Here is a 12,894-nt window from a genome sequence, read left to right on the forward strand (position 1 = left end):
CTTACGCACTCCTATCTTGTAAATAGGCGTCTAGCTCGCTCTTTAAAAAGCGGATAGTGCGCTCTGTTAAGCGTTTTGGCTTCGGGAAATCGTCGCGTTTCATAAAACGCCATAACGTAGCGGTCGAAATACCTAAATACTGCGCCGTCTCTTTCGGGCTTAGCGTGGCGTTCTTTACGATTAATGGGTTCATAATAAAAACTCCTTACGAGTGATATTATTTATCCGCGTGCGCACTTGAATAAATATGGGTGAATGTTAGCAAATAATACAGTGTGAGTCTAGTGCGAAAATAGCGTTAAAATCGATGTTAGAAATAAATTTTTAGCGTGAAAAATGATGTAAAAAATAAAAAAGTTTCACGGGTTTTGATGTAGATTTTTAAAAACTTGCATTGGTTGAGATGTAAAAAATAAATTTCTTACATCGATTTTAATGTAAGAAATTTTAAAAGTCCTTAAAATAGGGCGTTTTATTTTGGATTTTGCTTTTTTCGTATCTTTTTAAAAGTAGGATTGTGCAGGGTTCTGATTGTTACTTTTAGGGCTTGTATCTCTTTTAAAAGGTCTGTTTTGCTTATTGTGTTTTGCTTGTTTTGCGGTGCGCTTACTAATAAGCCAAAAAGTGTATCTACAAAGTTTTTCCCCGCCTGCGCTATCGTTGGTATTTTGTATTCGTCGGCTACTCTGCTAAAAAACGTTTGTAAATCTTTTATGGCTTGTGGTATCGTTTCGCTCATTGGTCTGCCTGCGCCATTTAGCCATTTATCCATATTTTTCAAAGTATCTAAAAAACTTTTTATCTCATCTAGCTCATAATCCATATCCGTTTTTTTTCTTGATGTATTGGGCATTGAGAAAAAAGCATAATCGGTAATAGTTTGAAGTATGCTTTGCATAAGGTCGTAATCTTGGTCGTGATTAGTAATAAAGGCGTCTAAAAAATTTATTTTATTAAAAAGGTCGTCTCGCTGGCTTTCCGTGATTTGTTTTTTCTTAATCAAAAATGGATAGATACTCGCCGCCTGAATGACATTGTTTTTAAATGCGGTCTGCACTTCTATTATTTTTTGTTGGTCTTTTTGCTCTTTGGTCATTTACTCCCCTTTCACTTCGTCTAAATAGTCGCTCCACCACTGCATAAGCTCGGCGCGCTCCTCTAGTCTTTGGCTTCTGTCGTATATTGATTTTATTTTGTTTCGCTCTCTGTGGTCTAAACAAAGCTCGATTATTTCCGCGCCTTTGCCGTGTCGTTTGATATTCTCGTTTAGTAGTGTTGAGGCGGTCGCCCTCAGTCCGTGAAATACCGTTTCACCGCCAAAGCCTAACCGCTTAAGCGCGTAGTTGAGCGTGTTCTCGCTTAGCGGTTTTAGGCTCGTTATGTCACTAGGAAATACGAAATCGCCCCGCCTTATCTCGTATTGAGCTTTTAAAAGCTCTTTTACTTGCCTGCTAATCGGCACGGCGAAGTCTGCGCCCATTTTCATATCGCTAGCGGGAAATACGATGAGGTTTTTATCAAAGCTAACATATTGCCATTTTAGCCCTCTGACGTTCGCGCTACGTAAAAAGGTATGCGCGCCGAATACTAACGCCTGCTTGGTGCTGTTTGAGCCTCTAAAGCCGTCAATCGCCCTTAAAAGCTCGCCTAGCCTTTCGGGGTCTGTTATCGCTCTAAAGTTCTCGCATTTTGAGATTTTAAAAGTATCGGCAAAAATAATATCCCTCGTCGGGTTATGTTCGATGTAGCCTTTATTGACGGCTAAGTCTAAAATCTTACGAAGTAGTCTAAACGTGCGTTTGCTCGTGTCGTGGCTTATGCCTTTTTTGGTCTCGGCTTCTTGTATGCGCTCTATCGTCTGCGCGTAATCCCTGCGCGCTAGCGTGCGAATATCGCCGTTTTTGAGATAGGGCATAAGGTAGTTATTTATCCGCCCCGCCTCTCTGCTAAGCGATGAGGTATTTTTAGCCCGCTCTTTTTCTATCCACTCGCGCGCCGCGTCCTCAAATTTAACCGCCTTTTGAGCTATCACGGCTTTTTTGATGTCCTCGCCCCTCTCTTTTAGCCGTTTTAGCTCTGTTGCTTTGGCTCTTGCTTCGGCTAGCGTGATACTTGGATACTTGCCTATGATGATTTGATTAGTTTTGCGCTCCTCGTCGGCATATCTAAAGACAAACGTTTTGCTTACGCCGTTTTTAGTCTGCGTCGCATAAATGTAAAGGTATGGAGTGGAAATATCTTTAATCCACTCTCTAGTCTTGCCGTCTTTTAGTGCGTAATTTTTTAGTTGGCTATCTTTCGCAAATGTCGCCATTTTCTCGCCTTTTTGTATGTGCGTAAGTGTGCTTTTGGGTGTGTTATTTTAATTTGCTTGTTTTTGGACACACTCAAAATCTAGTTTTTGCGCTTATGATTTTGCGCAAAGCCCGTTCTTGTCGGTTATCCTATTTTTGAGTGTGTAAAAATCTCGGTTTTTAGTCGCCCACACTCAAAAACACACTTATTTTCTTAAAAATGTATGATATTCAATGAAATCTTACGAAATGCTAAAAGCGGTTTAAAGCTCGTATTTTAGGGGATTTTGAAGGCTTTTGAAATCTTGTAAAAATGATAGATGGTGGAAGCGAGGGGGATCGAACCCCTGTCCAAAAACAAACCGATTACAGCCTCTACACGCTTAGCAAAAGTGAAATTTTCATCTAAAAGGGCTCACTTTCCAAAACCTTATTTTAGACTAAGACAAGATTTCGGTTAATAGCTCGTCAGGCTACCAACCTACGCTAGCTGGGGTTACTCGCCGTTATCTTAGCTAGTATCAGACTAGGCGAGGCTCAACTGAACTTACGCAGCTTTAGCGTAAGCAGGAGCGTAGTTAACGTTGTTTGCGTTTAAATTTATTTGAGCTTTTTACGCTTTGCTCAAAGCGACGTGCCACCGTGACCGCTCTGCTCCTGTCGAAGCCAAGTCGCTCCCGTAAGAATAGGCTAAATTTAGCCTTGTTTTAAAGATTATGGATTATATTATTTTTTGTTTTTTTTGTCAAACGTCTAGTTTTTGCGGTATTTTTACGATATTTGCATCTAAGGGGCTGAAAAACTCGGCATCGTTTTCTATGTCGTTTTTGTATCTGTTAAACTGGTCGCTCAATAAAAGTAACCAGTCCACAAAATCTTCATTTGCCGGCCCTTGTAAATCCCTTGCTTCGCCGCAAATTTCCTCTGCTAACGTAGTTAACTTAATTATAGGATCAAGCCTCATAAAGCCTGCTGCGGATTTAATATTATGAAAAATTCTAAAAAGTTCACTAATATTGCTACCGTATCTATCGTGCCTGGCAAGGTTTATGATTAGCGGCTCCATTAAATCGCACATCAAAGTATAGTGCGATAAAAACTCCTCTACTATGTCGTATGAGTAGTCTATTTCAAGGCTTTTCAGTATTCCCATTGAGTTTCCTTAAATTTGTTGTCAGGATTGTAACATTTTTTTGATAAAATTAAAAATAAAATACCTAAATTTAAGGAAAAATTTATGCTAGAAAATAATAAAAAAGTTACAATTTATGATATAATTAACAAAAAGGGTTTAGAGCCCATCGTTATGATCACGGCTTATGACGCTCTTTTTGCGCGGCTTTTTGACGATTACGTCGATATTATCTTGGTCGGCGACAGTCTAAACATGAGTTTTAACGGCAAAAAAGACACCCTTAGCTTAAAAATGGACGACGCGCTTTATCACGTTAAGGCTGTTTTGCAGGGTGCAAAGCATGCTTTTGTCGTTGCCGATATGCCCTTTGGTAGCTATCAGGACGAAAAATCCGCGCTAAAAAACGCGACCAAATTTATCAAAGCAGGCGCGGACGCCGTCAAATTTGAAGGCGGTCTAAAAGCCGCTCCTATCGTAAAAAGGCTCGTGGGCGAAGGTATAAACGTGATGGCTCACATCGGGCTCATGCCTCAGTTTGTGCGAAACGAGGGCGGCTACAAGATAAAAGGACGCAGCGAGGCCGACGAAGCGCGCTTGATCGATGAGGCGAAGGCGCTCGAGTGCGCTGGAGCGTTTTCTGCCGTGGTCGAGGGCACACTAAGCCCGGTTGCGGCAAAGGTCGCAAAAAGCGTGCAGATGCCTATCATCGGTATCGGCGCGGGTGCCGACGTGGACGGACAGGTACTCGTGTGGAGCGATATGCTCGGGTTTTTCGATGAGTTTAAGCCGAAATTCGTCAAGCGCTATCTTGACGGAGCAAATTTGGTGCGAACGGCCGTCGAAACCTATGCTCGTGAGGTTAGAGAAAAGACCTTTCCGAGCGAGGAGTTTGAGTATAAAATTTAGCTTGTTTTAGCTAAATCTAGTCTGCACAGCAAATTTGATCATCCTGCAAACGACGGCAAATTTGAGCCTTAGGCGTTAAATTTGACGAACAGAGTTTGGTTTAAATTTGAACGCTTGCATTTACCCGCCCCTCGTCAAATTTGACGGGCAAATTTGGCTATCAAAACAAGACTAGATTAAAAACAAGGAGCGAGTTTTGAAAATTTTATTGATTTTAGCGACGCTTTTGGGCTCGCTAATGGCCTCAAATCCGAATTTTGGGCTAGGCATCGATAGCCTAGGCGAACAAAGCGAGCAAGCGCAGAACGAGAAGCGATTTTCTAAGCGCGAGGAGGCCGCGAGGCAGGCGATCGAAAATGCCGACTATGACGCTGCTTTTAAGATTTTATCGCCGCTTTGCGAGGAGGGCGATGCGATGAGCTGCGCGGCGCTGGGCAGTATGCATTTTAGTGGGCTTGGGGCCGAAAAAAGCAACGAAAAAGCCGAGCTTTTCTTTGAAAAATCTTGCGAGCTAGGAAACGGCACGGGCTGCTTTGATCTGGCGCTTTTAAACGTCAAGGAAATTTTCGGCCCTAAAGATGAAAATAAAATATTCCGCCTCTACGAAAAAGGCTGCGAATTAGGCTCTGAAGCGGCTTGCAACAACCTCGGTCTCATCTACGAATCGCAAAACGATCTCAAAAAATCCATAAATTTATATGCCAAAGCGTGCAGGAAATTTGACGGTGCTGGCTGCTACAACTACGGCAGGATGATGCATGAGGGGCTGGGCGCAGAGCGCGATCTAACAAGCGCGCACAAGGCTTTTGACACCTCGTGCTATATGAAAAATGCGCTTGGCTGCTATGCTCTTGGCTACGTTTACGAGCATGCGCAGGGCGTGGAGTTCGCCGTTTACGACGCGTACGACGGATATTCGCGCGCTTGCAAGCTCGGCAACGACGACGGCTGCAGGGCTCTGGGCTTTGAAAACTACGAAAAAAATATAGAAATTTACGAAAAATTCGAGTCCATCGCGGAGGGGTGTAAATTTGGCAACGATAGCGACTGCAAGCTTTTAAAGGCAAGAATAGCGGAGTTTTAAGCTCGAGCTGATTTTTCCGTCAAATTTAAGCTGATTTTTGAGATTTATCCGCTTCGGCGAGGCGGATAAATTTTATCTTTTATTTGAAAGCAAATTTTACTTTATACGATTTTAAAATCATTTACGGCGTCAAATTTGGCGCCTAAATCGAAGCCTGGTTTCAAGCAAGCCCAAAGCCAAAACTTACCCAAAATTTTGTAAAATGCGGCAAATTTACGAAACATAGAGCCGAAAAAATGGATAGAATAGTCGAAATAGAAAAAATAAGCTTCGAGAACGATTTTGAGGTGTCGCTGCGCCCAACGCGCTTTGAAGACTACATCGGGCAGGAAAAGATCAAGCAAAATTTAGGCGTATTTATAAAGGCTGCCAAAAAGCGCGGCGAGTGCCTAGACCACGTGCTTTTCTACGGGCCGCCGGGCCTTGGCAAGACGACGCTGGCGCACATCATCGCAAACGAAATGGGCGTGAGTATCAAGATGACGGCCGCTCCGATGATAGAAAAAAGCGGCGATCTGGCGGCGGTGCTGACAAATTTGCAAGAGGGCGACGTGCTATTTATCGACGAGATACATCGCCTAAGCCCCGCGATCGAGGAGGTGCTTTATCCTGCGATGGAGGACTTTCGCCTAGATATCATTATAGGCTCGGGGCCTGCGGCGCAGACCATCAAGATCGACCTGCCTAAATTTACGCTCATCGGCGCTACGACGCGCGCGGGCATGATTTCAGCACCCCTGCGAGATAGATTTGGCATGGATTTTAGGTTGCAGTTTTATACCAGAGAGGAGCTGGCTCGTATCGTGCAGATCGCCTCGGTGAAGCTTGGCAAAGAGTGCGAAAAAGCCGCCGCTCTCGAGGTCGCCGCTCGCTCACGCGCTACGCCTAGGATCGCGCTACGGCTGCTAAAGCGCATACGAGACTTTGCCGAGGTAAACGACGAAGCCATCATCTCGCAACCCCGCGCCAAAGAGGCTCTGGACGCGCTTGGCGTAAACGACATAGGCTTTGACGAGATGGATATCAAGTATCTAGAGATCCTGCTCGCCGCCAAACGCCGTCCGATGGGTCTAAGCACGATCGCGGCGGCTCTAAGCGAGGACGAGGGCACGGTCGAGGATGTGATCGAGCCCTATCTGCTCGCTAACGGCTACATCGAGCGCACCGCCAAAGGCAGGCTAGCAAGCGCCAAAGCCTACGAGGTGTTTAAGCTTAAATTTGACGGTCCAAAGGAAGGAAATCTATTTTAATGAAAATTTATTGCAAGACAAAACCGGAATTACAAATAAAAGGATAAAAATGAAGAAATTTTATTTTGTGTTCGCGCTTTTACTATGTTTTGATTTGGTATTTGCCGGAAACGAAACGGCTGGATTTAGTAGAGATGACGGTCTGGAGGTCGTTAGAGACGATATTTATAAGCTAATGTGGCAGGACGGCAAAGATGTGTTTGAAGGCGACTGGAAAGAAGCTAAACGCTATTGCGAAAATTTAAAATTCGCAGGTTATTCCGACTGGCGACTGCCCACTAGAAAAGAGCTTTTAAGCATCACTGACGATAGCAAGTCAGACTGGCAGCGCGTCTCTGATCCAAAGAAGTGCTCAAAAGCTGCATATGACGGAGCATGCCGTTTGGCTATAAATTCGGCTTTTAAAAATGTTAAACTTTATTACTACTATCAAAGTTCAACAAAGAACGTGGACCCGTCGTATGGAGTGAGAATAGTATATTTCGGGGACGGTAGTGATACCTGGAGTGGTCTATCTAAGCGTCACAGAGTGAGATGCGTTAGACAGTATTGATTTAAATTTAAATAAAGAGGAAAATATGAAAATATATATGACGGTTTCTTTGCTACTTTGCGGACTGCTCAATGCCGACGTACTAATCCCCGCTTGCCAAAGAGATAACGATAAAAATGTAGTTGTATGTAGTGAAACTAAGCTTGGTAAACTTATGTGGCAAGACGACCCAAAGATATTTAACGGCGATTGGGATAAAGCTAAAAGTTACTGTGAAAATTTAAATTTTGCCGGCTATTCAGACTGGCGGCTGCCTACTAGAATTGAGCTTTTAAGTATCACAGACGATAGTAAATTTAATCCATCTATAAATTCCGCTTTTAAAAACGTGAAATCACGGCTGTACTGGACTTCCACGATGCATGCCGACGATTTGTCTATTGCATGGATTGTGTCTTTTACGGACGGTAGCAATGTTTGGGACGAAAGGCCGTTTAGTCCTTGCGTACGGTGTGTTAGGCAATATTAAAATCAATAAACTATTAAATTTCGGCGCAAAAGCAAAAAACCAAAGCACCGAAATTTGAAATTTTATCTAAAACTAAAAGTCCAAGAGCCTTTATTGGTTTCAATTCCTGCTTCTAGGGGATCACAGTTTACGCTAATTCCGCTTTTATCTCCAAAATTAAGCTCAAGCGCATTGTCCTTGCCGTATTTATCGTAAAAATCCGGTATAGCTAGAGTTTCGATCTTTTCGTATTTTTCATTGTCAATTACAGCCACGCTGTATTCATCCTTCCTAGCAATAAACCTAAAATAATATTTCTTATCTTTAGATGGTTTACCCCAAAATGCAGGACAGTTTCCCCTGTTTACAATCAGGCCATATATTCTAAGTCCGTCTTCTAGCGAGGTTATGATAACCGCTCCTCCTCTAACCTGCACCTCAAGAGGCGCCTTATCTGCCGCCTTTGCTCCATCACTGCCGCAGCCTATGAGTATCGCCGCAGCTAACGCTAAACTTAGCTTCGTCATTTGTCTTCTCCTTTTAGTTTTTTGATAGCTTCTTTTCTTTGCCTGTCTTTGGGCTCACCAAGGCTAGGTAAAGTTTCTAAAAGCCCTGCAGCAAGCTCCTCGGAAATCAAAAAATAGCAAGGATCGCCGTTTCTAGTAACGGGATAGCCGTTTTTGCCCTCCATGGAGCTTTTTCACCTCATGCCTACGCGCCAACCGCCCATACTACCGCTAAAACCATAAATGACCTCAAAGTCGCCCTTTTCGTAAAACGTTTCGGGCTTAACGTCAAACGGATAAAAACCGCTCATAAATCTCCTTTAAATGAAATACAAAGGCATTCTATCCCCCCCTTTTTTTTTAAAAATCAATTAATCTTTCATTCAAATTTGCCTCCTAATTTTTCCCTTAAGCTTGCCAGATCTGCCCAAAAATAGCGTTAAATTTGCCGTATGCGCTTAGATGTCCGCCGCTCGTCTGCGAGCATCTAAATTTACGCCTGATTTACCAGGTCGCGCTAAAGCCGCCGACACCGCCTGCCTGTCCGCAAAACCCCGCAAAATCTGATATAATAGGCTCCTCAAAGGAAAAAAATGAATAATCGAGTGTTTTTTGGCATCTTCGCTCTTTGTGCGTTGGCGCTAGTCGTGTACCTTTTTAAGCCATTTTTGCTAAATATCTTTATCGCCGCCTTGCTAGCGGTTGCCACCTCAAACGTCAACGTCAAATTTTTGCAACTAACGAAGGGCAAAAGGACGCTCTCGGCGGCTCTTACGACGCTTGCGCTGTTTTCGCTGTTCATCGCGCCGCTTTTGTACGCCGTGATCGAGATCGCCAAACACGCCGCAAACTTTAACACCGGCTACATAACAAACACGCTAAATTATTTTCAAAGCGGGAATTTTCAGCTACCAGAGCCGATCAAATTTCTAGAGCCCAAGATCAAAGAGATTATCGCCGATATCGATGTTAAAGCTATTTCCACCAACGTGCTTTCTAGTCTTGGCGGTATCGGCAAATCAAGCGTGAACTTTCTTTTCGACATGATTTTTATCCTCGTGTTTTTCTTTTTTGCGGTGCTTTACGGTAGCGAGCTTGTTGGCTACCTAAAAAGCGCACTTCCGATGAAGGAGAGCGAGAGCGAGTTTATACTTAGCGAAGTGGCTAACGTCATGAGCGTCGTACTTTACTCTATCGTTTTAAATGCGATTTTGCAGGGTTGCCTTTTTGCTATCATCACGATTTCGTACGGCTACAACGGCTTTTTGATGGGCATACTCTTTGCCTTCACCTCGCTTGTCCCGGTCGTTGGCGGGTTGCTCGCGTGGGGGCCTATTAGCCTTTATGAGTTTGCTAACGGCAACACCGCGGCCGCGATCGTTATCGCCGTCTATACTATCGTAGTGATCTCTATCGTCGCAGATACGTTTTTAAAGCCGATCGTGATTAAATTTATCAACGACAGGCTCGTAAAAATCCCGACCAAGATCAACGAGCTGCTGCTATTTTTCTCGATGATAGCGGGTATCTCGACGTTTGGCTTTTGGGGACTTATCTTAGGTCCTGCGATCGTGACGTTTTTTATCTCGACGATCAAGCTTTATACATTGCTTAAAGAACACTCGGTCGTGTAAATTTGCCTAAAATCGGCGATATTTTTAGCAAATATCACAAATCTAACACGAATTTTATTATTTTCTGTGCTATAATCCTTAAATATAAAGATTAATGTTCTGCATTAAATTTGCGGGACGTAAATTTGCTAAATTTAACCAAGGAGTTTTTATGAAACTAGCAAAACTAAGTTTAGCCGCCGTTTTGGCGCTTGGCTTTTTGGGCGCCGCAAACGCAGCCGACACCTTTGGGGAGGCATTTACCAAAGGAAAACTAGCAGGTAAGATCCAAGCTACCTATGTAGATCAAAAAGACGAGCGCGCGCCGATACACGACGAGCAGCTGACGTCTATACAGCTTGAGCTTGGATACGTGACCGATCCGTTTTATGGCTTTAGGCTCGGCGTTACGGGGCAGGGCAACTTCTTACCGTTTAACAGCATGAGAAAAAGCGGCACCTTGTACGATAAAGAGTGGAGAACGCAGGGCGCGGTAATGTCTGAGGTATATCTGGGCTACGGCATAGGGCAGACTGATATAAAATTCGGCCGTCAATACGTAAATACTCCGCTAGTAGCGGGCAATCCGACGCGCGCGTTTAAAGAGGCGTTTGAGGGTCTAACGATCGTAAATAAAGACATACCAAACACCGCATTGATCGGCGGCTGGTATTATAAATTCCAAGGCAGAAGCGCCGTCGTAGCTGGCGGCAAAGAGGGACGCGCTCCGCATTTTAAAGATAGAGTTATAGTAGGCGGCATGGGGCCTGTGGCGTATGAGTTTGATAATATCTTTACCGGCGCGGTCATAAATCAAAGCATCCCGAATCTAAAACTAACCGGCGCATACGCTAGAGTGACCGATCTTAGGCGCGGCACGCTGCAAGGCGACATCAACTTCTACCTAGCCGAGGCTAACTATAAAGTACCCGTCGGCGACTTTAATCTCGGTTTTGACGCGATGTACAAGGGTTCTCGCACTACAAGAGGCTTAGAAGACCTAAACTACGACGGAAATATGATCGGCCTAAGGGCGGGGATTTATGATTTTGTTGGCTTTAGCGCCTCTTACGCCTATACGACCGTCGGCGACAACGACGCTTTGGCGTTTGGTCTAGGTAACGGTCCCGGCTCATACACGCTGCTTCCTATCCGCGGGCCTTTCGTATTTACGGGCTATGCCGGTATGAATACGCATAAGCTTTTGTTTGAGTACGACTTTAAAGAAGTGGGCGCCGAGGGCTTAAAAGCAAAACTACATCTAGTAAAAGGCAGACAAGACGCCCCGCATCGCAACGCCGGCCCGACCGCGGCTAACACGCACATGAACGTCCAAGGCTGGGCGGCGCAGGCTAGCTACGATATGCCGTGGGTCAAAGGGCTAAGCGCAAGCGTCACCTATACGGCTCTTGAGAGAAAGAACTTTGATACCAGAGGAGCCGTTAGAAAGACCGATAACAACGAGCTTTGGCTGCAAGTCGGATATAAATTTAACCTTCTAAACTAGCTACTTTAATGCGGACGCAAATTTGACGCGTCCGCTGCTTCTTTTTTGTTTTTCTTGCGTTTTATGCGCAAATTTGACCTAGTAAAACCTGCATAAATTTGATCTTTTTGGGTAAATTTGTACCTAAATTTAAAAGATAAAAATCAAGAACAGTTAAATTTGATAAAACGAGATTTGAAAAAATAGCGTGGATTTAAAGGCTGAAATTTGTCCGTAGCGATCTAAATTTACTTTCGCGCTTTGTATGGATCTGCTGGAAATAAAAGCAAATTTAAGCTTGCAAGAGCAAATCGTTCGCCCGTGCAAGCTATAATAAAGGCCTATCTTTCGTAAAATTTACCCGAGTACGCCGCTGCCGATCTCTTTACGTTCGCCGTCCTCTATCATCACGGCTTTGCGGTCGATATCGACGGTTTTATCGGTGTTGATGATAAATTTGAGCTCGTACGAGCGCGAGTTTATCTGCTTTGGCATATCTCCGAAAAATATCGGTTTTGGCGGGCGTTGCGAATCAAACGCGGCCCATTGAAACTGGCTTATGAAGATGCTAAATAAAAAGGCATTGCCGTTTAGCTTGTTTTTGTTTGCGAGCTCGTTCGCTATCGCGTCGTTATCGCAGTTTACGGGCGCGCTAAAGCTACTTTTCTTTGCTTTCTCTTCGTCGTATTTACAAAATTTATTCGCCAGTGCCAGCATCTCCTCTTTGTTTGCGTCGCTGCTGCCTTCGGTTTTTAGTTCGTTGCAGTTGTTTATTATCCGCTCTAGCGTCTTTTCTAGACTTTTTTGCGCGTCGTCTTTGGCTTTTTGCACGGCCTCTTCGTAGCGAGCGTTTTGTTTGTCAAATTCCGCCTTAAGCACGTCGCTACTAACCTCGCAAGTTACCTTGACTAGTTTTAGATTGTTTCCACTAACATCTTCCCATTTTACCTTTTGGCAGCCCTTGTACCCGTCTACGGCGGCGCCTATCGTCATTGATTTTTTTATCGGTAGCGTGTAGTTTTAGACGATATCGATGTTGTTATCGCCGCATCCTGTTAGCGCTAAAACGGCAGCTATGAGAGAAAATTTTATTTTTATTCGTTCTCCTGAAATTTAAAAGTCTAAATCTAGCTTAATGTTAAGACGCATTTAAAGTGATGGGCGACCGAATTTGGCGAATTTGCCTGCCTAAATTTGACTAGTAAAGCGGCAGATCACAAGCTAGTTTTTAGACATCCTTTGTGTTTTCTTATCTTTTTATCGCCCAGTCGTAGTGTGATGAGGCGCTGCTGGTGATGTAGGAGGCGAGATTTAGGTCGCCCGTGAAATCAAAATGCCCACGAGCAAAGAGCTCCTCATCGCTAAAATATGCCGTAAGCTGCATCACTTTTTCGTGTGTTTGCGCTAGCAAAGCTTTTGCCTCGCAAAGCGGCGTATCTTGGTGGTTTCGTCAAATTTGCACATTCATCTGCGAGTATGTTTTCCGGTTGTACGGTTGCGGCAAAAACGAAGCCCGCTCACCGCTTAGGTTCTTTTGGATAAAATTTATCAAAAGCAAATGCCACTCGTAAAGGTGCGCGAGCGCGTCTCGTACGCATTTGTCCCTATCCTAGAAGTCA

Annotated in this window: 14 protein-coding genes, 1 other RNA gene and 1 pseudogene; 7 read left to right on the forward strand and 9 right to left on the reverse strand. The window is 44.1% G+C overall.

The window, feature by feature from the left end:
- Position 1: 1 nt before the first annotated feature.
- The 5 genes from CSUNSWCD_RS01680 to CSUNSWCD_RS01695 form a co-directional block, all read right to left on the reverse strand.
- Positions 2-193: a helix-turn-helix transcriptional regulator gene (locus tag CSUNSWCD_RS01680; protein WP_009492903.1), complete on the reverse strand. Its 192-nt coding sequence runs from the start codon at positions 191-193 to the stop codon at positions 2-4.
- A gap of 279 nt (positions 194-472) precedes the next feature.
- On the reverse strand, positions 473-1,096 hold the full coding sequence (locus tag CSUNSWCD_RS01685) for a hypothetical protein (RefSeq protein ID WP_009492904.1): 624 nt from the start codon (positions 1,094-1,096) through the stop codon (positions 473-475).
- Positions 1,097-2,314 (reverse strand): tyrosine-type recombinase/integrase, encoded by a 1,218-nt coding sequence (locus CSUNSWCD_RS01690; protein ID WP_009492905.1) that lies wholly within the window; start codon positions 2,312-2,314, stop codon positions 1,097-1,099.
- A gap of 301 nt (positions 2,315-2,615) precedes the next feature.
- Positions 2,616-2,973: a transfer-messenger RNA gene (gene ssrA / locus CSUNSWCD_RS10965) on the reverse strand.
- Between the two features lie 66 nt (positions 2,974-3,039).
- Positions 3,040-3,447 (reverse strand): Hpt domain-containing protein, encoded by a 408-nt coding sequence (locus CSUNSWCD_RS01695; RefSeq protein ID WP_009492906.1) that lies wholly within the window; start codon positions 3,445-3,447, stop codon positions 3,040-3,042.
- Positions 3,448-3,531: 84 nt separating this feature from the next.
- Here CSUNSWCD_RS01695 and panB point away from each other — a divergent pair, with 84 nt between their 5' ends.
- The 5 genes from panB (at position 3,532) to CSUNSWCD_RS01720 (ending at position 7,691) form a co-directional block, all read left to right on the forward strand.
- Positions 3,532-4,335, forward strand: coding sequence for a 3-methyl-2-oxobutanoate hydroxymethyltransferase (gene panB / locus CSUNSWCD_RS01700; protein ID WP_009492907.1), 804 nt, complete (start codon positions 3,532-3,534; stop codon positions 4,333-4,335).
- A gap of 196 nt (positions 4,336-4,531) precedes the next feature.
- Positions 4,532-5,419: a tetratricopeptide repeat protein gene (locus tag CSUNSWCD_RS01705; protein WP_009492908.1), complete on the forward strand. Its 888-nt coding sequence runs from the start codon at positions 4,532-4,534 to the stop codon at positions 5,417-5,419.
- Between the two features lie 236 nt (positions 5,420-5,655).
- A complete protein-coding gene (gene ruvB / locus CSUNSWCD_RS01710; protein ID WP_009492910.1) occupies positions 5,656-6,669 on the forward strand; it encodes a Holliday junction branch migration DNA helicase RuvB in 1,014 nt (337 codons plus the stop codon).
- Between the two features lie 49 nt (positions 6,670-6,718).
- Positions 6,719-7,222, forward strand: coding sequence for an Lcl C-terminal domain-containing protein (locus CSUNSWCD_RS10870; protein ID WP_009492911.1), 504 nt, complete (start codon positions 6,719-6,721; stop codon positions 7,220-7,222).
- A 25-nt stretch (positions 7,223-7,247) separates the two neighbouring features.
- Positions 7,248-7,691, forward strand: coding sequence for an Lcl C-terminal domain-containing protein (locus CSUNSWCD_RS01720; protein WP_051990276.1), 444 nt, complete (start codon positions 7,248-7,250; stop codon positions 7,689-7,691).
- 62 nt (positions 7,692-7,753) lie between these two features.
- On the opposite strand, the gene CSUNSWCD_RS01725 is transcribed toward CSUNSWCD_RS01720, so the two are convergent.
- Together CSUNSWCD_RS01725 and CSUNSWCD_RS11240 are read right to left on the reverse strand one after the other, a co-directional pair.
- Positions 7,754-8,197 carry a hypothetical protein gene (locus tag CSUNSWCD_RS01725; RefSeq protein WP_009492913.1) on the reverse strand — a complete coding sequence of 148 codons (444 nt, stop codon included), beginning with the start codon at positions 8,195-8,197 and terminating at the stop codon, positions 7,754-7,756.
- Positions 8,194-8,361: a hypothetical protein gene (locus CSUNSWCD_RS11240; protein WP_009492914.1), complete on the reverse strand. Its 168-nt coding sequence runs from the start codon at positions 8,359-8,361 to the stop codon at positions 8,194-8,196. Before CSUNSWCD_RS11240 ends, CSUNSWCD_RS01725 begins: the two co-directional genes overlap by 4 nt.
- Before the next feature lie 408 nt (positions 8,362-8,769).
- On the opposite strand from CSUNSWCD_RS11240, the gene CSUNSWCD_RS01730 reads away from it, so the two are divergent.
- Complete coding sequence (locus tag CSUNSWCD_RS01730; RefSeq protein ID WP_009492917.1) at positions 8,770-9,810, forward strand: AI-2E family transporter; 1,041 nt, start codon at positions 8,770-8,772, stop codon at positions 9,808-9,810.
- Positions 9,811-9,961: 151 nt separating this feature from the next.
- Entirely contained in the window at positions 9,962-11,296 is a 1,335-nt protein-coding gene (locus CSUNSWCD_RS01735; protein WP_034964068.1) for an OprD family outer membrane porin, read from the forward strand.
- Positions 11,297-11,632: 336 nt separating this feature from the next.
- Here the strand turns inward: CSUNSWCD_RS01735 and CSUNSWCD_RS01740 are convergent, their stop codons facing one another.
- Positions 11,633-12,268 (reverse strand): hypothetical protein, encoded by a 636-nt coding sequence (locus CSUNSWCD_RS01740; RefSeq protein WP_009492920.1) that lies wholly within the window; start codon positions 12,266-12,268, stop codon positions 11,633-11,635.
- Between the two features lie 256 nt (positions 12,269-12,524).
- Positions 12,525-12,833 (reverse strand): annotated as a pseudogene (locus CSUNSWCD_RS11640) (ClbS/DfsB family four-helix bundle protein).
- Positions 12,834-12,894 lie beyond the last annotated feature (61 nt).

The organism is Campylobacter showae CSUNSWCD (assembly GCF_000313615.1).
GTDB lineage: Bacteria > Campylobacterota > Campylobacteria > Campylobacterales > Campylobacteraceae > Campylobacter_A > Campylobacter_A showae_A.